The sequence below is a fragment of the Pseudomonas emilianonis genome (assembly GCF_023072625.1).
In the GTDB taxonomy this organism is placed as follows: domain Bacteria; phylum Pseudomonadota; class Gammaproteobacteria; order Pseudomonadales; family Pseudomonadaceae; genus Aquipseudomonas; species Aquipseudomonas paraveronii.
In genome coordinates this window covers 1-22650 of sequence record NZ_JAKNRV010000043.1, presented here as the reverse complement: position 1 = coordinate 22650, position 22650 = coordinate 1, and the positions used below count along the sequence as shown (strand labels likewise).

Below are 22650 nucleotides of genomic sequence, written 5' to 3'. Positions count from 1 at the left end.
TGGACCAACACACGCTGGCCTGTGTGCGCGTCGCCGAGGCCGAACAGGTTGGCCCACACGGTGAAGAAGGTTTCCCGACGGCGGCAGCCAGCTCGGCCAGTGGCTGATCGGCAGCGGCTTGGCGTGCCACTTCAATCGTCAGTTCTTCCGCCGTGCGCCGTCGTTCATGGCGCGCACCTTGATCGGCACCGCCTTGACCATGGTGCTGGCGACGCTGGCCGCCGTGGGCTTGAGTGCGATGACCCAACTGGACCTGCGCTCGTTGACGCTGGGCATGATGCCCGGCGGTATTGCCGAGATGAGTTTGACCGCTGAAACCCTGCAACTGTCGGTGCCGTTGGTGACGGCGATGCAGGTGATGCGCTTGTTGTTCGTGTTGTTTCTGGCGGAGCCGTTGTTCAGGCATTGGAACCGCCAACCCTAGCGTCTGCCGAGGGTGGCCCGCCCAGGGTCACTACCGCCTGTCGGCACTGTCATTTCTAACAGCTAGCCTGCGCGTGCCCCTTCTGCGTTCAATCCTTGCGTGCCCCGGTCCTTTTCGGCCCCTTTGCCCTGCACGAGGTGATCACGATGGCTCCAGACCTCAACGCCCCCCCTTTCGTCTCGCAGTTGTCGCCTTATATTCCCGGCCTGACGACCCCGGTCGTGGGCTTCTCCGGCGGCGTGTATCAACTGTTGTTGGAGAGCCATGGCAGCACGGGCCTGATTTGCATCTTGCGCACCTACGCAGGCCAGCTTGAAGGGGATTTCATCGAGTTGCTCTGTGGCGACCTGCTGGTCCCGGTCGACTTCCATACCGTCACCGAGCAAGAAGCGCGCGAAGCGAAGCCGATTACCCTGCACATCTCCATGGCCCGTTTGGCCGACGGTGCGGCCGGGCCCGTGTTTTTCCGGGTGACGCACCTTGATCACCGCGTAGAAGCCACCCAACGCCTGACCCTCAAGATCGACACCGTGGCGCCCACCGGTAACGACCCCATTACCCGCCCGCCGTGGGTCAATGAACAGCTGCCACGGCCGCAACCGGCGCAGATCCTCGTCGACTCGGCCGCAGCCGGGCGCGGCGTGGTCGTGAGAATTCCCTTTTACCCGCTGGACCTCAACCGGCCTCCCAGTACCTACCGAGCGGTACGCGATCGCATTCGCCTGATCATCGGCGGGCAAATCATCGAGCACATCGTCACCGAGAACGAGGCCAGCGGCCGCAACCCGATTTCGATCACGGTCTATTACGGCACCTGGCTAAGCATCGGCAGCGGCTTTCAGGCCTGTGCCTACGATGTCATCGATGAGGTCGGCAACTACGCGCCGGGGCGCTCGCCGATGCAACTGATCGAAGTGCGGCTTAACCCCAACGAACGGTTGCTGGACGCCGCCCAGATTGTCGAAGCCCCGACAGGCACGCTGGATGCGGACAGGCTGGAAGGCAAAGACGCAACCCTCAGGGTCACCGTCGCGGGGAAAGGCTGGGCGTTAGGCGACGGTCTTCGACTGACCCTCCGGGGGCGTTTGCCGGAAGGCGTCGATGTCGAACAGACCTACAACACGAGTATCACCTCGACCACAACGCCTTCCGTCGACGTCCCATGGCCCAATGCTGACGTGCGCCTGCTCATCGGCGCATTGATCCAACTGAGCTATGAGCGAATTCGCACGGGAGCGGTCAATTTACCCTCGGAAAACACCTTCGTCCAAGTGAGCGGAACCCCCGAACAAACCGGCCTTGTCGCACCGCAAGTGCCGGCCGCCAGCGGCGACGTCCTGCATCCCTTGACCGATCCGGTGAGCGTTACGATCGCCGCCTACACCGGCCAAAAGCCGTTTGATCGAGTCACGCTGGTGCTGGAAGGCACCTATGCCAATGGCCACCGTTTTTATCAGGAGCACTCGCTGCCGGCCGGCGAAGGCACCGTCGTGTTCGAACTGCGCAACGGGGTTGACGGTGATATCCGCCAGCTCGATGGCGGCGAGCTGATGCTCTACTACTACATCAACACCGCCGGGGAGCGCCCGCCCTCGGCCATTTTGCACCTCAACATCGGCGAGCCCCAGGACGCACTGCCCGCGCCGGAGGTATTGCAAGCACCCGCCCCCGGCTTCACCTTCGACCCCGAGCAATCCCGAGGCAATGCCAACGTGAGGGTTGCAGCGCACGCCGCGTTCACTGAAGGCGCGACGGTCACACTGTACGTCGAAGGCAGCGCCATGGGCGGCAGTGCCCCACCGGACCCGTTCCCCATCACCCGGCCATGGGTCGGGCAGGACCTGGCGTTTGTCATCGCACGGGTGTTTGTCGTGGCCAACCTCAACGGCTCGGCGCGCATTTACTACCGAGTGGAGAAAACCGGCCAGCGCACCCGTTACTCCCAGGCGCGGGTGATGACCGTCGGCAGCGGCCTGCAACTGCCGGTGCCGCATATTCTGGAAAGCACGATCAACGTCGCCGACCCCTCCACCGCCAGGCTCAACCCGCAACATGTTCTGGAGCCGCCGGTCTGCACGTTTCGAGTGAGCTACAAGCCGATGCTGGCCGGCGATGATATCCAGCCGAGATTCAGGGGCACATACGGGATCGGAACGCCCGCCGTCAATCCGCTGCCAGGCGACCCGGTAAAGGGCTATGTCGACTTCATCATCGGTAATCGGGTGATTGCCGCCAACCTGGGCGCAGACGCTGAACTGTCCTATACCGTGACCCGCGCCGGTGCCACCACCGCATCCCAGATGCTGACCTTGACCATCGACCCGCTGGCTGAGCAAGTGCTGGACCTGGTCAATGTGCCCCAAGCGTCGAACGGCATCATTATCGCCAACGCGGCGCATAGCGCAGTGATTCAGGCATGGCCGTTCATGCGCACCGGGCAACCGGTGTGGATCGACGTCAAGGCAGCGGCCAATCGGGTGCTGCGCAACGGCACACCGCTGACCGCGGCAGAGTTCAATGCCAAACGCGTGGAAGTCACGTTACCCGCCGATTACCTGCGCTCCTTGCCGACCCAAAGCACCCTGACGGTTGAGGCGCGGGTATCGCTGAACGGCAGCGCCCACAAGGATTTCGCCATCGCGTTGCGCCCTGTCAGCTACCGCATTGCCAACACGGTCGGCATTTTCGCTACGATCCCGGTGGGCAATTCACCCAACGCCCTGGTGCTCAGCCCGGACGGTACGCGGCTCTACGTCGCCTGCGCCTTCGGCCGCACGTCAATCTGGGTCATCGACACCCTACGCAACCGCGTCATCGACAGCTTCGACGTGCCGGGCTCGCCCCTGCGCCTGGCCATTCATCCAACGGCCGAGCGCCTGTATGTGACCGACAACAGCAGCGCCACCCACACGCCGATTCGCCTCTACAGCACGCAGGACTATTCGCTGATCGACATACTGACAGGGTTCACCACCGTCCGAGGCATTCGCTTCAATGCCAACGGCTCGCGCCTGTATGTGGCCGATGAAGGTGCGTCACGCCTGGTCGTCATCGATACAAGCAACCACCAACGCGTGGCCTCGATCCCTGTGCGTGCGCCTATCGATGTCGCCATCAGCCCCGATAACAACCGCGCACACGTGGCCACATTCTTCGACTGGTCCATCATCAATCTGCCGACCAACAGCCTGATCAACAGCGCCGACACCCGCTCCGCCCCCGTCACCATTGCCCATAACCCCCGTGGCTCGCAGGTCTACATCAGCGGCCGAGAAGGCGGCAGCGTCACGATCGGCAACACCTTGACCCAGCGCATCGACCAGACCCTGACCGGGTTGCAGGGCCCCTACGACATCGCCTTCGAACGCGGGCGTGATCTGGCCTACGTGTCGCAGACCGACGGCGACCTGCTGGGCATTATCGATACGCGCTTGCGACGGGTGACTGGCAGCTATGCCGGCTTCAATAAACCGCGCGGGGTGGTGGTGGTTCCAGACGGTTCCCACGGCTACGTGGCCAATGCCGGCGGGGACTCAGTGTCGTTGGTGGTGTTTTAGCTGACGGACCAGTCGGAGTTCACCGTTCGTCGGCACTGTCATTTCTCACAGCTAGGCAGGCGATAGGTGACGGGTGCTGAATCAAGCCTGAGACCCACTTGTGTGACGGGTTTCCGATCGTTTTCCCTATGACAAGGAATCCTAACCATGACATTCGATCAAGCCCCTGAACCCAGCGACAACCCGTCGTATTCTCCGGAGGCCCTTGCTCTTTCCTCCAGCGATACACTCGGCGAGCTTCACCCCAATGACCTGCGTCGCAAAGGCTTCACCTCACCACCGCCAAACGGCGTTGCATTGAACTCAAGAACATTTATCAACACTCCATTTTCCGACTTGCCCCTGTATTTCCCAACGTTATGGGAACCTGTCGCGGGTGCTGATGGCGGCTTCAATGATGCCGCCTTGAAGGTAAACGCTTCGGGGGTCATCTGCATCCTTCTGCCGTATCTGGAACAAGCTGAAAATGACTTCATTTGGTTGGAACACAACAGCGAGCGAGTAGCCTTCCATACCGTCACCGCTGACGAAGCCGCCTTGGGCACGCAAATTGTCCTGTTTATAAAAAGCACCCGCTTTATCGATCAGGCAAACAATAAGGTACAGGCCTTTGTCGAACGACTGAGCGGCACAATTGATAGCACCAAGCTGTTCACCATCTACGTTGACCGTGAGCACCCAGTCGGCCCGGACCCTATCGTCAGTACGCCCAACGTCAACGAAAATATGGCGGCCGTGAAGTTTGCAGACCCACAGATCGAAGCCTTCGGCGTGATCACGAAGGAAAATGCCGTCGCTGGGGTCGAGATGTTGATTGCAGACTATCCACTGAATCCCGCAGTGCCCACGAAACATCACCGTAAAGAAGACGATGTCATTGTCGTCAGTATCGGCGGCTTGCTGATCAAACACACCGTTACCAGTTTTGAAGCCTCAGACAACTTGCCTATTAGGGTCTGGGCCTACTTCGGCACATGGGACGCGCTACCTGACAGCGAATATATTGTGGAATGGTATGTGCTCGACAAGGTGGGTAATCATTCCCCAGGCTTCTCGCCTCGCAGGCTCATTGAAGTGCAATTGGGGAGTGGCAGCGAAGCATTACTGCCCGCCGTGTTTGTAACCGAGTCCGACTACGACGAGGAGCACGATCAGGACTTTATCGATATCCGTGATCTCGATGGCGACGCAAACATCGAATTGCCTATACGCAATAACGGATACGCCGTCAACGATACGGTGCGCCTGACGATAAAGGGCCTCAACGCCAGCAGCGTGCCAGTCGAAATGACCATCGACCGTCAGGTGACCTCGATCACTCCAATCAGGATCAACATCCCCCTGCCTTTTGACTTTCTGCTGCCCCTGCCGGGTGGGTACATCTTCATCACTTACAAACGGATTCGTACAGGCGTTGCTGATCGTCGCTCCAGAGGCTCGCTTTACGCCATCGACGGTGACCCGGTCGGAACCCTTTTACCACCACCACAAGTCCTGGATTTGGACAGTGACGGCTCTCTACCCGACCATACCAATCCGGTACGCATTCTGGTGCCTAAATTCCTCGGGCAGCATGAAAATGACAGGGTCGACTTGATAGTGGTCGGCCGTAGCGCCAATAACGTGCCCAGCTATGCCGAATTCACCGAAATGGCAGGTACCGGTGACGTTGTTTTCTTGTTGGAGAGCGCATTCTTCAATGCACTGAGCGGTGGGTATTTTACTGCTCATTACTTGATCAATGGTGGCGTAACAAGGCCGGCCTCTGAATCGGTAACGGTGCCTGTCGGTGATGCAAGGGCAACATTACCGCCCCCCAGGACACTGCAAGCGTTACCGCCCGGTTTTGTATTCGACCCCGGTACCAACCTGGCCAACCTTAATGTCAGGATTGACCCCCATCCGTTCATTGTAGATGGCGTAGAGATCAGAGTGATCGCCACAGGTACCCGTCCAGGCGGCAGCATTACGACTGACTGGTTCAATGTCGATATCAACTGGGAGGACGCGGTCATCCCTTTCACTATTCCGAGAACTATCGTCCTGGCCAATCTCAACAGCACGATGACGCTCTCCTACGAGGTAAGGCCTAAGACGCCAGGTGCAATTTCCCGGTTTTCCCAGGAGCTTGTGATCTACATCGGCATTAAGCTGGAACTGTCCGAGCCGCCGGTTGTTGTGCAGGCCACCGCAATTACGCCAACCCTTTCGCGCCTGAACCCATTGCACGTGCTGCCTCCGTTCGAAGTAGAGTTCAGGGTGAAATACTTCCCAATGCTCGACAGCGATGACGTCAAGCTGAGGGTCGTGGGCAAATCAGGCTTGGGGACTCCCGACATTCCGTCAAAACCCGGCGTTGCGGAGCCTGGCGAAGACTATATTAGATTCGAACATTCCAGCGATTTTGTCGCCGCCTACCTGGGGGGCTCTTGCGAGGTGTATTTCGAGGTTACCCGCAGCGGCAATACTACTGGGTCGGTACGACTGACCCTCGAGGTGGAGCCTCTGCCAGCACAAGCATTGGACTTGTTGAGCGTTCCTGAGGCCATCGGAGGTGTCATTGATATCAAAAACGCCGCCACCGTCAGAACCGCTGCCTGGCCCTTTTATGCAGTAGGACAATCCTCGTGGATCTATCTGGAAGGTGTCAAAGCCGGGAATCTACCCCACTTGCTCACTTTGCGGGATGCCAGTAAGGCTCTCAATCAAGAGGAGTTTGATCAAGGGTTTGTACAGGAGCCCGTACCGAGTGCCTATTTGAGCCAGCTGCTTGCAAACAGCAAGCTGCACGTCAAAGGCTCTGTATCCGTGGACAGTACCAATGACGAGACTACCGCCTGGAAGCTGGAAGATGTCAGCTATACGGTCAGAACTACGCCCGCTCTGGCAATGGATACCAACCCAAGGTTTCTAAATCTCAGTGGTTACTTGCTGGTGAACTTTTTCGGTGGTTTCAATGACATCTTTTACTTTGGCTCAGCTCGGGCTGCCACTGGAGGCGTACCACCGTACACCTACAGTTCCAGTAATCCAGGCGCCATTTCCGTCAATTCGGGGGGCCGCGTTCACATCACTGCCGCAGGTACCGCGACGATCACCGTTCGGGACAGTGCGCAACCCGCGCAAACAGCCAGCTATAACGTGACTGTCAACGGGTCTTTCCGCAGATGCCGGTTTGTGGGGACAGGGCAATGGCATTCCATGGTGAGTGCAGCCGCTGCATGGGGCGGCGTACTTCCTAACTTCAGTATCGCGGTTGAGCTTAGTCAACAATACCGTGGACGCTGGCCATCGGCGGGTAATATATGGACCACTGAACAAGCACCTGGCCAACCGCAACCCGGGCTGGCTTATTGCTTTATCAACATTTTTGGAGACAGGGGGTGGCCACCTAATGACTTGCAGTGGGGTACTACAACTAACAGCTTCGATGGTTTAGCGATTTACTAACACTGTAAACATAAAAAGCCCCGCCTCTTTCGAGACGGGGCATTTTTATTACCGCACGGCCTATACCGCTACCACGCTATACATCCAGCCCTTTAAAAATCGTAGCGCAAGCCCAGGTTAACCCCATACGGCTGCTTGATGTTCTTACCCGTGCTGTGTTCCAGATCCGCATGCAGCTTCAGGTTCTGCGACACCGACATCGCCACACCCGCCCCCAGTTTCAGGCGCGAACCCGACAAATCGTTGTTGAACGAGTTGTCGTTGACGAACACTTTGTTGCTTTGATCGAACTCGTGCGCCACCGCTGCCTTCAAGTACGGCTGCAATACACCGCCGCTTTCCAGCTGGATATTGCGCCCCACGGTGGTACCGAGTTCGCCGATCACGGTGCTGGAGCGTTCACCCTTGGCATCCAGGCCGTTGTCCAGCGTGTAGCTCTGCGCCTGGGTGATCACGGCAGCAAGTTGACCATACGGCTCAACGAAGAAACCGTCATCCAACGTGATGTGACGACCGACTTCCGCCGAGGCGCCCACCGCGTTTTGCGTGTAGTTACCCTTGGCTTTCTTGCCGTCGCTCATGGCCACATCGGACTCGTTGTGCAAGCGGTTAAACTTGAGCACGCCGTCGAAGTAGAACCCGCTCTCGGCATCCAGCCAGGTAGCGTAACCGCCGACATAGTAGCTGTTGATGGTTGCACTGCTGCCACGGTTCAAGTCCAGGTCCGAGGTGCTGTGACCGACCATTGCACCGATCAACCACTGGCCATCGCCACCCGATACCGGCGCGTCGGCACCGAGCGCGAAGCCGCGTTGCGACTGGCTGTAACCCAGGCCGGTCTTGTCGTTGGACACTTCATACTTGTTGCCGTAGGCGCGGGTCCAGAACCCGGCCGACTGACCTTCGCTGAAACGCAGTTCGCCCATGCGGGTACGCAGGGTGGTCATTTCACCCAAGAGCACAGTGGGCGCTGCGTTGAACAACGCCAACACCGAGTTGGTGCTTGGGCTGATCACCTTGCTGTCCGGGTCGAGCAGCCAGTCCTGGCCTTCGTTTTCATTGATCAGGCTGTAGGAGTAGGTGCCCACATCCACGCGGTCACCGATCAGGCTGAACTGGGCGCCACCGTCTGCGGTGTGTACCACGTGCAGGCGGTCACCGCTCAACGGGTCGGCGCCGCTGCTGGCGATCAGCAGTTTGTGGTCGCCCGACGAGGTGCCGGTCACGTTAAGGAAATCGCCGGTCAGGGTGGCAAAGTCCGCGCTCATGATGAAGGTGCCGTTACCCGACAGGTTGGCTACGTCCAACTGGTAGAACGTACCGGTCTCGCCGAACTTGACGTTACCGCCAGCCAGGGACAGGTCGCCGACTTGCTGGTGATCGACCATGACCCAAGTCGCATCACTGTTGATCGCGACCTTGCCGACGTTCTCCAGGCGGCCGGTAAGGATCGAGCCGTTGCTCAGACCCACACTCGCGGTACCGCCATCGTTGATCACGTCGCCGTTCATGATGGCGCGATCAAGGCTGAGGTCCAACTCACTGTGGCTGCCTACTTGAATATTGCCGGTCAGAGCGCTGTTGTTAACGCGCATGTTGGCCGAGCCACCCTCCGTCAGTTCCAGCATGTTGCCGTTACCGCCTACCAGGGTGGAGCCATCGTTGACATCGATTTCAACCATGCCGGGAGACTTCACAACAATGGCTGCTCCGGTCTCACCGACCACAGCCGTCTGGTTGAACGTAAAGGAAGCCGAGTCCGGGGTAATCGGATGACGATAGATTTCAATGCCGTTGGTGGCGCCAGTGATGCGGCTCTGATTGGCGATCAATTGACCGTCGATGGCCAACAAGCCCTGCTCGCCCCCTATGACCTCACTGCCATTCAAGGTCAGTACACTGGAGCCGTTCAGGATGACGCCTTGGGTTGCGCCTTCGATCAAGGTATTGAAAACATCGGCCGTCGAACTCCGATTATCCTCGGTGCCCACGATCAAGCCCGTGGAACCCTCACTGGAAATATGCGCATCACGAATGGTCGCTTCACTGCCATAGAGTGAAACACCCACTTCATTACCGGCAGCTACCCGGCCGCCATTCATTTCAAATGTCGAGTCTTTGGCATGGACACTGACAATCCTGGCGCCATTTGAGATGAGTTTTGCATCACCGCTCAATTGATAGCGGTCATAAGGCGAACTGGCGTCAATCGTCAGTTCATGGCCGGGGAAAATTTCGAGTGCAGCAGCTTTCGTAGCGGCCAACGACAACGGCATCAGGGCCAAGACCTTGATAGCGGTCGCCAGTCGAGAAGGGGTGAATTTTTTAACATTAGTCACGGGTGATAAACCTCTAGTCGGGTGACTGAACAAGCCAAGCGAATAACAGACTTATCGCCTTAGGCTCTCAGCGGCGCCAAGAGTACGGACCTAGAGGGGAACTTCATGTAGGGCAATTCCAATGCCTTGTAGGACTTTCCTTAACTATGCAGCCACTAAGATTTAACGTGCGTAGCGCCTCCTTCTCGCGTGTCAGAACGATGGTTTTGAGCCTGTAAACGACAAGCGCCCTCACCCGATCAGGGCCAATAGACCGCTACCCGGACGCTTTCGCGACCAGGTAGCGGGTAAGGTTGGCTCATGCGTTCACACGGGGTACTAACCGCAGATGGTGTTATCCGTCTGGCGCCGAGTCATCAGCACAATGGTGGCGGTTGAATCGCCTTCAGTTACGCCATCCGCTTTTAATACGTGATAGGTCGCTTCAATGCGCCCGACCAGGACAGGCTGGATATAGACCGGGAACGGTACGGTAAAAAGCTCTCCTGGATGGCCCGGAGTATCGTGATCGTGGGTAATTGTCACGGATGGGAAGGTCTCATCAACCGTAATCGTCGTGGACTCGAAAGCATCCGGACCAAAGATGACCCAATGAAGCGTAATCTGATCGCCCGCCCGCAGGTTTGCAGGGTCCTTGATAACGGTTCTGATCCCACTGGGAATGCCTTGTGTGCAGGTGAGCGCAAATCGGCCATCGCCTAAGGGCACCCCCGCCGGATAACTGATGGGTAACAGGTTATCCACCGCAAATGCACTGACTGCCACCGTTGTTTCCACGGAATCGATGACGTTATCGTTCACGCCGTTATTGAGCGTGTACCAGGTGGGAATAGCACCGTTGCCTGCCGCCTTGATCACCGCCGCCGGGACCGTCAGCACAAACTCGGTGGCGGCCTCGTCTGCGAGAGTGACCACATAAGGAGGGTTATAACAAGGCAGGCCTTTCCACCACAGTTGAATGCGATGCCCCGCCGTCGCCCCCGTATACACGTCAAACCGCGCCGTAGCGGCGCCCATGTCGCCTGAGCCGATCTCATTGGTCAGCCCCTCGGATGAGGTCACCTCCACCGGATCAAGGTCCGGGTTGACAGGACCCGGATCTTCCGGCCGCCCACCCGCTGAACTCAAGTCCACATCCACCGTGATGGTGCCGGAAGGCCCCGTGATGACCCCGCCACGATCGATGTTGTAAAACACGTCAGCCTCGTATGGCGCATCAAGACCGCCATCGCGAAGCACGTCCCATGGGATTGGCACCCTGAGCGGCCAGACCATATTCACAATGCCAACGAGCAGCAGGGTATTGAACTCGACAAGAACGCGGTCCCCGGCAAGTGCGTTGTCGTATTCGCGGATCCATATCTCGGCGCGGTTCAATTGCGCATCAAGCAGGTCAAGCGGCGCCTCGGGGCATTCGGGATCACGCAGGTTCTCGGGAAGATCCTCCGTCACCAATGTGAACTCTTGAAACGAGCTCGGGTAGCTGGTTGGGTTACCGGCACGATCGGTGTAGACAAAGTTGAGCTGCTTCAAGCCCCCTCCACTCGCCTCGAGCAGAGCTTTGGTCAGACTCACCGTCACGGGAGCCGTGGTGCGCGGTAAATTTTCAATGGTCAATAAGGGCGCATTACTCGGAAAAGTTGTGTAGATCTCCAGTTTGTCGCCCACTTGCGGGTCCAATCGACGCGGAACCTCGATCACCATGGCACCGCCATTGTCGTCCAGGTCCTGCAGCGTCACAAACTGGCCGACCCAAGCCGGTAACGTCACCGCGCCAGGCCTGAGGCCTGCGTTGGGATCTCGACGGTCGATGGTGACAGGGGTAGGCGCGGCAGGACTATCTACACTGCCGCCAAACGCAAATACTTCATAGGTCAGGTTTTTCAACCCATGCTCGCCAATGTCCTCCTCAGGTATCGAGAAGCGGTAGGGCCAAGAATGTGCAGACAACGGTTTACTGAACGGAATGCGATTTTTGTACAGGACATTATTGATACGGATTTCCAACTCGTCGTTGCCAAAAGGCAGAATCTCAGTCCACTCGTCGATTTCACACTCAACACCGCGAGCGTACAAATCACTGATGTCCATCAAGTTCGGCTGCCCGTTCGGAACGGAAGGCAATGCATTCATCACCCGCAGATCATTCAACAAAAGCGGCCCCACAGGTGTTCGAGCCCACGGCGGCCGTACCAGCAGGGGGGAGTCAGGCGCCACTGCCGTTTTCTTTTTGCTCTGGGCTTTTAGGGTTTTTTTGGACGTCGCCATAGCTAGTTACTCTCGCTGGATAGAGAATGGCTCGTACTCCGACATCTAACTGGACCGAGTGACAGGCCTATTAAATCTTTGTCTCGCAAGGCGCGCACCTGTCAAACTTCACAGGTGCGCAAGCCGACAAAGCGTGTATCTACATTGATTCAATGAATACACAGCGTTTTAATAACCGATCAAAATCAACAATCCAGCTATCAGCAACATTAAGTCTAAGTCGTGATGAAAAAGCCCATCATAAAAAAGAGGGCGTTACGCCCTCTTTCACCCCTCGGTTTTTCAATGGTTCATGAAGTGCGGACAGGCCCTAGGCACACGCCACCAAGGGGTCTTTTCAGATCAATGAAAACCAGCTTTTTAGACGACACACCCGTCGGCCCCGAAACTTTGAACAGTCGGTAGTAGCTCACTCCCGAACCATAGTCATTGACTAGCCCCGGACGGGTAAACAATGGGTCAAAGGGTGCGATGAGAACCTCTACTCGCCCGGCATTCTTATGATCCTGGGTCAACACAACATCGAACGTGACACTCGTTCCAGGGAAAGGATCACCGCTGCCAGCTTTGGTGGGGTAACTGCTCCAGTACACCTGGATCCTGTCGTCCACCTCGAAATGGGTCGCATCCCAGGGCACCCCAATGAAAACACCTGTCCAGGGTTCCGGGCGGGTATCACAGGCAACGTAATCACGGGTGCTGTCATTCAGTAATACAGGCTTTTCCAGGCCCTTGAGTGTATCGAGTTCCACCCGCACCGCTTTGGCAGGGCTGCGTTGGCGGTTGACGGCATTATCCGTCCAGTAATACACCGGTACCTGACCGGACGCCGCGCCCATGATCACCATCCAGGGCACAAAAAAAGCCACCGTTTGGCCGGGGAGATCTGTGGGCTGGATCTCGTAGTCGCCTGCAAATGCGGCCTCACCGCCCCAGAACAATTCCAGCCGGTGCCCAGGTACCGGAGCGGGAGTGGTCCATAGCGGCACCTCTACACGTACAGGCCCCGGGGCATCCAACTGGGTGACAACGTCGTCCCCTGTGACACCTTTCACGACAACCCGCGCCAACTGGGTATTGATCGGGTCGGGGCCTTGTGGATCTGGCCCGGCCACACTGAAGTCCTGGATAAAAAAGTTGTTGGGCGAATTTTTCGACGCGCTACCGCGCTGAAACAGGTAACGCACGCGCACGGGAATCGACCCCGCAAAACCACCGGCCGAGAGGATCTCCCAAGAAACAGAAACACGGATGGGCCACGCTTGCCCGGCACCGATCGTAATAGGCGGCAGCGAGTGGGTATTCCAGAAAATGACAAGCCGGTCGTTCTCCTGCGCCCCGAAAATCTGAGGGATTTCGATAACTACGCCGGTACGTGCATCGTCCAGGTCAATCAGGCCATCGAGCTCTGCCAAGGGTACTTCGGGCCGTGGCAGATCCGGCAAAACCTGCAGGTTGACGTCAAGTTCGATCACCGCAGAGAACGGCCCGATATTGCCCGCACGGTCAGTGAGCTGATAGGAGGCAAACACTCGGCCTTCGCCACTGTCGCGAATAAAGGTTTCATCGAAATGTATTTCTATCGGCGCGCCGGCAATATGCGCCGGCCCAATGCTCAGCGTGCCCGCAGAACGGATGTTGGGAAACTCCCCCCAAAAGAACTCAATGATGTCTTCAAGGCGAATATCCGGCCAACGCACAACTTCTGCATCGACACCGTTGTGCGCCACAAGGTAGTCGTCGGTCACCCCGCCGCTGATCACCTCTGGGTCAAAAATCAGCGCCGGACCTTGATTGCCATTATTGGGTGCTGTCTTGTCGACGTTGACCATTGTGCGGAAGGAGTCAGTCGTCGTCAGCAGCGGAGCACTCACCCGATACGTGAGCTGGCGAATACCGCCCGTAGACAAGACACTGGCCGGCAACGCCTGAACCAGTGGAAATACGATGTCCGGGTCGTAAGGACCAATAATCTCATGGCGGTGAACCTCAATACCCTGCCAAAGATATTGAACCAATGTCGTCATAGGGATGTTAGCGAAGTTTACCGGCCATACCTGCTCGATCGTCACCATCAATGGCTGATTCTGAAGGGCCAGCGGAATCGTGTACGCGGCTTCGTCCGGTAGCAGGTTCAAGGCCTCCGGCACCACGGGCACGTCGAGCGTCAGGATGGCGGTTGAACGCTTGCGCTGGGGGACGTCGACAGGTCCTGAGCCGAGCGGCTCGGCATTTGAAGATAGTTTCGAATCAGACATTTCTACTCTCCTCGCAATGAGTCACAGGTTGACCATTGACAAACGCGTCGGTGTGCACGAAACCGACTAGGCCAGGGAGATTATTTAATGCTGATACAGGAAGGTCGGATACTGTCAGAAATAACAGGTACCCCTTGATTGGCGAACTTCAAGGGGCCGCAGGTAGCCACGCACGCCGCGAATCAAGCGGGTGACACGCTCTAGCGAATGGTTCAGACCGGTGGCAATACCCAATCAATCGACGCTTCACCATTCTGCTCAAGAAACTTATTGGTGCGGCTGAAATGCCCGCAGCCCAGAAACCCGCGATACGCCGACAACGGCGACGGGTGTACCGACGTCAGCACCAGGTGCTTGGTCGCATCGATCAGCTTCTGCTTGCTCTGCGCATGGGCGCCCCATAACAGGAACACCAGGTGCGGCTGGTGCTCGCTGACCACCTCGATAATCCGGTCGGTAAAGAACTGCCAGCCCTTGCCCGCATGGGCGTTGGCGTTGGCGCGTTCCACGGTCATGGTGGTGTTGAGCAGCAACACGCCCTGGTCGGCCCAGCGTTGCAGGCAGCCGTGGTTGGGGATGTCGATGTTCAGGTCGCGCTTGAGCTCTTTATAGATATTGACCAGCGACGGCGGCGCCGGCACGCCCGGTTGCACCGAGAAGCACAGGCCGTGGGCCTGGCCGGGGCCGTGGTAGGGGTCCTGGCCGAGGATCACCACCTTGACCTTGTCCAGCGGCGTGGAGTTGAGGGCGTTGAAGATCAACGGGCCAGGCGGGTAGATCTCCTTGCCGGCCGCGTGCTCCTGGCGCAGGAACTCACGCAGTTGGGTCATGTAGGGCTGCTCGAACTCATCGCGCAGGGCGTGTTTCCAGCTGGGTTCGAGTTTGATACGGTCGCCTTCGGTCATGATTGACTTGTCTTGTAAAAAAGAATGAGGCGAACCCTAGGAAAGCCGACCCCGCTTGTCAATTGATCTGACACACAACCGGCGCTTTCCCATGAAGCGATCATACTGAATCTTCACCTTCCCGATTGAGGTCACGATGAACCTGCACTTCGAAGAGCTGACCGGCAGCGGTGGCGCTCGCATCGGCATCGCCAGCCTGGACGCCGAAAAGTCCCTCAACGCCCTCTCCCTGCCGATGATCCTGGCCCTGGGCGAACGCCTGGACGTCTGGGCCAAAGACCCGAACATCGTCTGCGTGCTATTGCGCGGCAATGGGCCCAAAGCGTTCTGCGCTGGCGGCGAAGTGCGCAGCCTGGCCCAGGCCTGCCGCGAACAACCCGGCGTGGTGCCGGACCTGGCCGCGCAGTTTTTTGCTGCGGAATACCGCCTCGACTATCGCCTGCACACCTACCCCAAACCGTTGATCTGCTGGGGCCACGGCTATGTGCTGGGCGGCGGCATGGGCTTGCTGCAAAGCGCATCGGTGCGCATCGTCACCCCCAGCAGCCGTTTGGCCATGCCCGAGATCAGCATCGGGCTGTACCCGGACGTGGGCGCCAGTTGGTTCCTGTCGCGCCTGCCGGGCAAGCTGGGGTTGTTCCTCGGCCTTACCGGCGCGCACATCAACGGCCGCGACGCGCTGGATTTGGGCCTGGCCGACCGTTTCCTGCGTGAGGACCAGCAAGACGAACTGCTCGAAGGCCTGCTGCAACTGAACTGGCAGGAACAGACCGCGATGCAGCTCAACAGCCTGCTCAAGGCCTTGGCCCAGGAAGCCGTCGACCAGCAACCCGACGCGCAATGGCTGCCACGCCGAGCGCAGATCGATGAATGGCTGGATGTCAGTGACGTGCGCTGTGCCTGGCGTGCCTTGAGCCTGTTGCGCGACCACGCAGACCCATTGTTCAGCCGCGCCGGCACGACCCTCAGCGAAGGCTGCCCGCTGACCGCGCACTTGGTGTGGGAGCAACAGCAGCGCGTCCGTCACCTGTCGCTGGCCGAGGTGTTCCAGATGGACTACACCCTGAGCCTGAATTGCTGCCGCCACCCGGAATTCAGCGAAGGGGTCCGCGCGCGGTTGATCGACAAAGACCAGAAGCCTCATTGGCATTGGCCGGATATCAATGCCATTCCAGAAGCCGTGGTACAGGCCCACTTCAACAAAGCCTGGGAAGGCCGCCATCCGCTTGCGGATTTCTCCTACTTTTGACAGTCAGGTTTTTGGCTTTTTAACGCTGAATGAACAATTGTCCGGCTGACTGTCCTGGCAGATATACACCGGCAGGTCGAAGGGGTCGCTGGCGAGGCGCCAATGCAACGTACCGGTCAGCGACATCGTCTCCACCTCCCCCGATCTGCCGTATCGCAAGTCCACCCTGTGCCCTTCGTTGGTGAGGTAGCTGCACTTGTCGATATAGCCGCCGTCCCGATCCTGCTCCCAGCCCGGGGTAAAAATGGCGCCAATAAACTGGTCGACAAACTGCCGATGACCGATCTTCGGGCTTTGCCACAGCACTGTTCCAGCCGTCGCCTGGAAGTAGCCGTCGACATATTTGATTGCCGAGGGATAAGGGCAGCCTTGCTCCGCTTGCACGTGTGCAACACCACAGACCATCAGGAGTAAAACGCACGCCAATTGTCTGATCATCTGGGCTCCATTCGCTCACTGGGCAATCGAAAAGGCGCAACGGCCTCCCCCAGTTAAATACACAAGAACCCCAAACAATAGCTGTTAAATCTGACAGTAGCGCTAAACGCTACGAAAAAGCGGCGCTTCCTGCGCCGCTTGCCTTCAAGCCCTGTCAACGATGGCCACCGCGGCCTCCGCCATGATCGCCACCGCGACCACGCCCGCCATTGCCCCAGCGATCACCCCAGCCCTGGTTTGGATAAGGCCGGTAACCCATGCGGGGCCCTGGATAGTAACGCGGTGCTGGCTGGTAATAACGCGGGGCCGGCGCGTAGTAACGCGGGGCCGGGTAATAGTCACGCCGATATTGATACGCCGGGCCGCCGCCGTAATACACCGGGGCCGGAGCGGTATAGACCTCGGAACGGTAATAACTTTGGCCTCCATCGTAATAGGGCACGCACGCAGAAAGGGTCAGACCGAGCACAGCAATAAGAAACAGTCGTCGATACATGGCGGCCTCCTGGACCGCGAAAGAGCACCGCCAGCGACGCTGGGGAGCGGCATTCAGCGTTTGCTGAATGACGAAACATCTGACATCAAAAAGCGAAACTGGTGCGATTTCGACACAGACTGAAACATCTGTTTCGGACAAACCAAGCGCCTCATTGCAGTGCGGCGACGCACCAGTGCAACGCACCCGCCCGCACTCAGGCGTGGGGCGTTTCGCGCAAACCCGCGATCTACACGCCCGCGTCCTACTTGGCACGACTCTCGCTTTGCCTCTTGCGTGCAGGATTCATCACAGGTTCGCGGCACCACAATTTGCAATGGCCGACTAGGGTTCCGGCTCGCGAAACGCGAGTGGCTGGTCCGAGAGTTGGCGACCTCCAGTTGAGGTTACACGGCGGGATAAAAGCCCGGGAGACAAGCCACCGTTCAAGGTGCCGCGTTGCTCCTGCTCGCCCTCGATCAACTGGAGAAGCCCCATGCCCGCAATCCGTTTACCCGCCCTGCTCGCCGCCGCCTTTGCCGCTCTACTGAGCGTCCAGACCCAAGCCGCCGCCAAAGACCACTTCAGCGTGTGCTGGACGATCTATGCCGGCTGGATGCCATGGGAGTATGCCGGCAGCCAAGGCATCCTCGACAAGTGGGCCAAGAAGTACGGCATCAGCATCGACGTGGTGCAGCTCAATGACTACGTCGAATCCATCAACCAGTACACTGCCGGCCAGTTCGACGGTTGCACCATGACCAACATGGACGCCCTGACCATCCCCGCCGCCGGTGGCGTCGACAGCACCGCACTGATCGTCAGCGACTTCTCCAACGGCAACGACGGCGTGGTGCTCAAAGGCAGCGGCAAGACCGTGGCCGACCTCAAGGGCATGAACGTCAACCTGGTGGAACTCTCGGTGTCGCACTACCTGCTGGCCCGTGCGCTGGAGTCGGCCGACCTCAGCGAAAAAGACCTGAAAGTGGTCAACACTTCCGACGCCGACATCGCCGCCGCCTTCAACACCGACCAGGTGCAAGCGGTGACGACCTGGAACCCGATGCTCTCCGAGATCAACGCCAAACCCGGCGTCACCCAGGTGTTCGACTCCAGCAAAGTGCCCGGCGAAATCATGGACATGATGGTGGTCAACACCCAGACCCTCAAGGACAACCCGGCCCTGGGCAAAGCCCTCACCGGCGCCTGGTTCGAAGTGGTCGCGCTGATGAACGCCAAAGGCGCCGCCAGCAGCGAAGCCCTGGAGCATATGGCCAAGGCCTCCGGTACCGACCTCAAGGGGTTCCAGTCGCAACTGGACACCACCAAGTTGTTCGCCACCCCCAAGGAAGCCCTGGCCTTCGCCACCAGCGCGCAGTTGCCCGCGACCATGCGCAAGGTCGCCGAGTTCTCCTTCCAACACGGCCTGTTGGGTGAAGGCGCCAAGGACACCAGCGCCGTGGGCATGAGCTTCGCCAACGGCGTGACCAGCGGCGACAAAGCCAACCTCAAGCTGCAATTCGACCCCCGCTACGTGCAGATGGCCGCCGACGGCACGCTGTAAGAGGACCCGGCCATGCGCCTGATCAACCGTCACCCGGACCGCTCCAGCCGCCTGCTGTTGGTGCTGCTGCCGTTCGCCCTGCTGCTGTTCGCCTACTTCGTGGGCTCGGCCGAGCGCCTGGCGGATAACCCCAACGACAAACTGCTGCCCAGTGCCGGGCAAATGTTCGAGGCGGTCAAGCGCCTGGCGTTCAGCGCAGACAGCCGCACCGGCGACTACGTACTGTGGCAAGACAGCGCGTCGAGCCTGCGCCGCCTCGCGCTCGGCCTGGGCATCAGCGCCCTCGCCGGCCTGTGCCTGGGAATTGCCGCCGGTACGTTGCCGTTGTTCGGCGCGCCGTTGTCGCCGTTGCTGACGGTGCTGTCGATGGTGCCACCGCTGGCGATCCTGCCGATTCTGTTCATCGTGTTTGGCCTGGGGGAATTGTCCAAGGTGATGCTGATCGTCATCGGCGTCACACCGTGCCTGGCCCGCGACCTGGAACAGCGCGCACGCGAGATTCCGGTGGAGCTGCTGGTGAAGGCACAGACCCTCGGCGCCTCGACCTGGACCTTGATGCTGCGCGTGGTGTTGCCGCAATTGCTGCCGCGCCTGCTGATCTCGCTGCGGCTGATGCTGGGCTCGGCGTGGCTGTTCCTGATCGCCGCCGAAGCCATCGCCTCCACCGACGGCTTGGGCTACCGGATCTTCCTGGTGCGCCGCTACCTGGCGATGGACGTGATCTTGCCCTACGTGGTGTGGATCACCCTGCTCGCCTGGCTGATGGACTGGGGCCTCAAGGCCCTGACCCGGCGCGCGTTCCCCTGGTACGAAGGAGCGCGGGCATGAGCTTTATCAGCGTCAACAACGTGTGGCAGCGCTATGGCGATCAGGTGGTGCTGGAGGGGTTGAATCTGCAGGTCGCCGAGGGCGAATTTTGCACGCTGGTCGGCACCTCGGGCTGTGGCAAATCGACGTTTCTGCGCCTGCTGCTGGGCCAGGAAACCGCGAGCAAGGGCCAGATCCTGCTGGACGGCCAACCGCTCGCCGGCGAGCCGGATGCCAGCCGTGGCGTGGTGTTCCAGCGCTACTCGGTGTTCCCGCACCTGAGCGTGCTCGACAACGTCACCCTAGGCCTTGAGCTACCACGCTCGCCGTTGCTCGGACGGTTGTTCGGCAAGGCCAAAAAAGCCGCCCGCGAACAGGCCGCCGCGCTGCTGCACAAAGTCGGCCTCGGCCACGCCCTCGACAAGTACCCGGCGCAGCTCTCCGGCGGCATGCAACAACGCCTGGCCATCGCCCAGGCCTTGATCATGAAACCGCGCGTATTGCTGCTGGACGAACCCTTCGGCGCCCTCGACCCCGGCATTCGCAAAGACATGCACCAGCTACTGCTGGAACTGTGGCGCGAAACCCGGCTGACGGTGTTCATGGTCACCCACGACCTCAGCGAAGGCTTCAGCCTCGGCACGCGCCTGCTGGTGTTCGACAAAGTCCGCGTCGACCCCCACGCCCCCGGCGCCTATGGCGCGCGTATCACCTACGACATCCCTTTGAACTGCGCACGCCGCAAGGCGTTCGCTGCCGAACTTGGAGCGACTTCCCAATGACCGATTCGACTCAACTGTTCCCGCCGTTCGCCGAAGAAATGCTGCCCGGCGGCGGCCACCGTTCCTTCGTGCTCAAGCGCGGCCAACTGCTGCGCCTCACCGATATTCGCGGCGGCGCCAACGTCAGCCTGACCCTGCTCAACGCCAACGAAAAAACCGAACGCCTGAACCTGCCCGACAGCCTCAAATGCCAACACACCGCCAAGCTCACCCGCGGCCACTGCCTGTACTCGGACATGGGCCGCGTACTGGCGGCGATCACCGCCGACACCTGCGGCTGGAGTGACAGCATCGGCGGCGTGCTGTGCGCGGCCGAGGTGGCCGAGAAGTACGGCCAGGGGCGCTACCAGGAACTGCGCAACGGCTTCTACCGCAACGGCGCCGACAACCTGCTGGTGGAATTGGGCAAGTGGGGCCTGGGCCTGTCCGACCTGCTGATGACCCTCAACCTGTTCAGCAAAGTCAGCGTGGATGACGACGGTGGCCTGCACTTCGTGCCGGGCAATTCCACCGCCGGCGACTACATCGAACTCTACGCACCGATGGACACCCTGGTGGTGCTCACCGCCCTGCAACACCCGATGGACCCCAACCCCGCATACGCCCCACAACCGCTGAAACTGAGCTGGATGAACGCCGACCCAAGCGTCGCCGAACACTGCCGCACCTCGCGCCCGGAAAACGCGCGCGGTTTTATCAACACCGACCGCCTGTTCGCCTGAGGAGCTGCCATGTCTATCGCACTGAAACAACCGGACGCAGCGGTGTACCGCGCCACCATCCCCGCCGGCGAGCCGTGGCTGATGGAGGTCAAGGCCGGGCAGACCCTGCGCATCCTTGATCTGGAGGGCAACCAGGCGGTCGATACGCTGTTCTACAGCGCAAAAAACCCGCGCGAGCGCTACGACGTGCAACGCACGTTGCGCCGCCAGAACAACGTGTACCTGGGCACCGGCAGCGTGCTGTATTCCAACCTCGGCCAGCCGATGCTGACCCTCGTCGAAGACACCTGCGGGCGCCACGACACCCTCGGCGGCGCCTGTGCCCAAGAGAGCAACACCGTGCGCTACGCCCTGGAAAAACGCTACATGCACAGCTGCCGCGACAACTACCTGCGGGCCTGCGCCCACGACGGTCGCCTGGGCAAAAGCGACATCGGGCCGAACATCAATTTCTTCATGAATGTGCCGGTCACGGCCGACGGCGGGCTGACCTTCGAAGACGGCATTTCCGCCCCCGGCAAGTACGTCGAGCTGCGCGCAGAGATGGACGTGATCGTGCTGATCTCCAACTGCCCGCAATTGAACAACCCGTGCAATGCGTACAACCCGACCCCGGCGGAGTTACTCGTATGGAACTGAAATTCAAGCGCTTGCGCCGTTGGCTGTTCGCCCTGTGCCAGGCCCGCAGCGGGCAGTGCCTGCGCAACCACTGAAGCATGTGGGAGGGGGCTTGCCCCCGATGGCGGCGAGTCAGCCAAACATGCACCCACTGGCTCACCACCATCGGGAGCCCCCCCACACTCATGACATGCACTGCGGACGACCGTAGTGCTCCCTCACTTTGCGGGACGGCCCGCAGGGTTTTGCCCATGTTCGAAAAACTGCTGATTGCCAACCGTGGCGCCATCGCCTGCCGCATCCTGCGCACCTTGCGCGAACTACACGTCAAGGGCGTCGCCGTGTACGCCGAAGCCGATGCGGCCAGCCTGCACATTCAACAAGCCGACGAAGCCTACAGCCTCGGTGAAGGCGCGGCGGCCGGCACCTACCTGGCGGTGGACAAAATCCTCACCATCGCCAAAGCCAGCGGCGCCACCGCGATTCATCCCGGCTACGGTTTTCTCTCGGAAAACGCCGCCTTCGCGCAAGCCTGCGAAAACGCCGGCATCGCCTTCATCGGGCCGACCCCGCAACAACTGCGCGTCTTCGGCCTCAAGCACACGGCCCGGGCGCTGGCCAAGCAACAGCAGATTCCCTTGCTCGAAGGCAGCGAACTGCTCGACAGCCTCGACGCCCTCACCGAAAAAGGCCCGCCGCGCAAACTCTGGCTGAGTGCCGAAACCACCGAACAGGGCGTCAACCTGTACATTCGCGACAACGGCCCGGGGTTTTGCATGGAAGCCCTGGGCCGC

Annotated in this window: 15 protein-coding genes, 1 pseudogene and 1 riboswitch; of the genes and pseudogenes, 10 read left to right on the top strand and 6 right to left on the bottom strand. The window is 59.6% G+C overall.

The genetic code is table 11. The features are described from left to right. Positions 1-73 precede the first annotated feature (73 nt). From L9Z73_RS07560 to L9Z73_RS07550, 3 genes and pseudogenes are all read left to right on the top strand, one after another. A pseudogene (locus tag L9Z73_RS07560) lies at positions 74-424 on the top strand (AbrB family transcriptional regulator); the annotation flags it as partial. 146 nt (positions 425-570) lie between these two features. After that, positions 571-3981, top strand: a complete 3411-nt coding sequence (locus tag L9Z73_RS07555; protein ID WP_247398092.1) for a YncE family protein — start codon at positions 571-573, stop codon at positions 3979-3981. A 147-nt stretch (positions 3982-4128) separates the two neighbouring features. Beyond that, positions 4129-7431 (top strand): hypothetical protein, encoded by a 3303-nt coding sequence (locus L9Z73_RS07550; RefSeq protein ID WP_247398089.1) that lies wholly within the window; start codon positions 4129-4131, stop codon positions 7429-7431. 92 nt (positions 7432-7523) lie between these two features. Here L9Z73_RS07550 and L9Z73_RS07545 read toward each other — a convergent pair whose 3' ends face one another. The 4 genes from L9Z73_RS07545 to ung all read right to left on the bottom strand — a co-directional run bounded on the left by L9Z73_RS07545 (position 7524) and on the right by ung (position 15201). Next, positions 7524-9707 carry an autotransporter outer membrane beta-barrel domain-containing protein gene (locus L9Z73_RS07545; protein WP_247398094.1) on the bottom strand — a complete coding sequence of 728 codons (2184 nt, stop codon included), beginning with the start codon at positions 9705-9707 and terminating at the stop codon, positions 7524-7526. Between the two features lie 381 nt (positions 9708-10088). Continuing rightward, positions 10089-12038, bottom strand: a complete 1950-nt coding sequence (locus L9Z73_RS07540; RefSeq protein WP_247398085.1) for a hypothetical protein — start codon at positions 12036-12038, stop codon at positions 10089-10091. 290 nt (positions 12039-12328) lie between these two features. Then, complete coding sequence (locus tag L9Z73_RS07535) at positions 12329-14296, bottom strand: hypothetical protein (protein ID WP_247398083.1); 1968 nt, start codon at positions 14294-14296, stop codon at positions 12329-12331. Positions 14297-14508: 212 nt separating this feature from the next. Beyond that, positions 14509-15201, bottom strand: coding sequence for a uracil-DNA glycosylase (ung, locus tag L9Z73_RS07530; protein WP_247398079.1), 693 nt, complete (start codon positions 15199-15201; stop codon positions 14509-14511). A 136-nt stretch (positions 15202-15337) separates the two neighbouring features. On the opposite strand from ung, the gene L9Z73_RS07525 reads away from it, so the two are divergent. Next, positions 15338-16450 carry an enoyl-CoA hydratase/isomerase family protein gene (locus tag L9Z73_RS07525; RefSeq protein WP_247398076.1) on the top strand — a complete coding sequence of 371 codons (1113 nt, stop codon included), beginning with the start codon at positions 15338-15340 and terminating at the stop codon, positions 16448-16450. 3 nt (positions 16451-16453) lie between these two features. Here L9Z73_RS07525 and L9Z73_RS07520 read toward each other — a convergent pair whose 3' ends face one another. Both L9Z73_RS07520 and L9Z73_RS07515 read right to left on the bottom strand, forming a co-directional pair. Then, positions 16454-16888 (bottom strand): DUF3757 domain-containing protein, encoded by a 435-nt coding sequence (locus L9Z73_RS07520; RefSeq protein ID WP_247398073.1) that lies wholly within the window; start codon positions 16886-16888, stop codon positions 16454-16456. Positions 16889-17042: 154 nt separating this feature from the next. After that, a complete protein-coding gene (locus L9Z73_RS07515) occupies positions 17043-17384 on the bottom strand; it encodes a hypothetical protein (RefSeq protein ID WP_247398071.1) in 342 nt (113 codons plus the stop codon). Positions 17385-17697: 313 nt separating this feature from the next. Then, a riboswitch (guanidine-I (ykkC/yxkD leader) is annotated at positions 17698-17799 on the top strand. A gap of 60 nt (positions 17800-17859) precedes the next feature. Between L9Z73_RS07515 and L9Z73_RS07510 the strand changes: the two genes are divergently transcribed. From L9Z73_RS07510 to L9Z73_RS07485, 6 genes are all read left to right on the top strand, one after another. Continuing rightward, a complete protein-coding gene (locus L9Z73_RS07510; RefSeq protein WP_247398068.1) occupies positions 17860-18927 on the top strand; it encodes a putative urea ABC transporter substrate-binding protein in 1068 nt (355 codons plus the stop codon). 12 nt (positions 18928-18939) lie between these two features. After that, positions 18940-19755 (top strand): ABC transporter permease, encoded by an 816-nt coding sequence (locus L9Z73_RS07505; protein ID WP_247398066.1) that lies wholly within the window; start codon positions 18940-18942, stop codon positions 19753-19755. Then, positions 19752-20516: an ABC transporter ATP-binding protein gene (locus L9Z73_RS07500; RefSeq protein ID WP_247398064.1), complete on the top strand. Its 765-nt coding sequence runs from the start codon at positions 19752-19754 to the stop codon at positions 20514-20516. Before L9Z73_RS07505 ends, L9Z73_RS07500 begins: the two co-directional genes overlap by 4 nt. Next, positions 20513-21238: an urea amidolyase associated protein UAAP1 gene (locus tag L9Z73_RS07495; protein WP_247398062.1), complete on the top strand. Its 726-nt coding sequence runs from the start codon at positions 20513-20515 to the stop codon at positions 21236-21238. Before L9Z73_RS07500 ends, L9Z73_RS07495 begins: the two co-directional genes overlap by 4 nt. A 9-nt stretch (positions 21239-21247) precedes the next feature. Further along, positions 21248-21877 (top strand): urea amidolyase associated protein UAAP2, encoded by a 630-nt coding sequence (locus L9Z73_RS07490; RefSeq protein WP_247398061.1) that lies wholly within the window; start codon positions 21248-21250, stop codon positions 21875-21877. 230 nt (positions 21878-22107) lie between these two features. Next, positions 22108-22650: biotin carboxylase N-terminal domain-containing protein (locus L9Z73_RS07485; RefSeq protein ID WP_282598547.1), on the top strand; the 543-nt coding region annotated here is incomplete at its 3' end.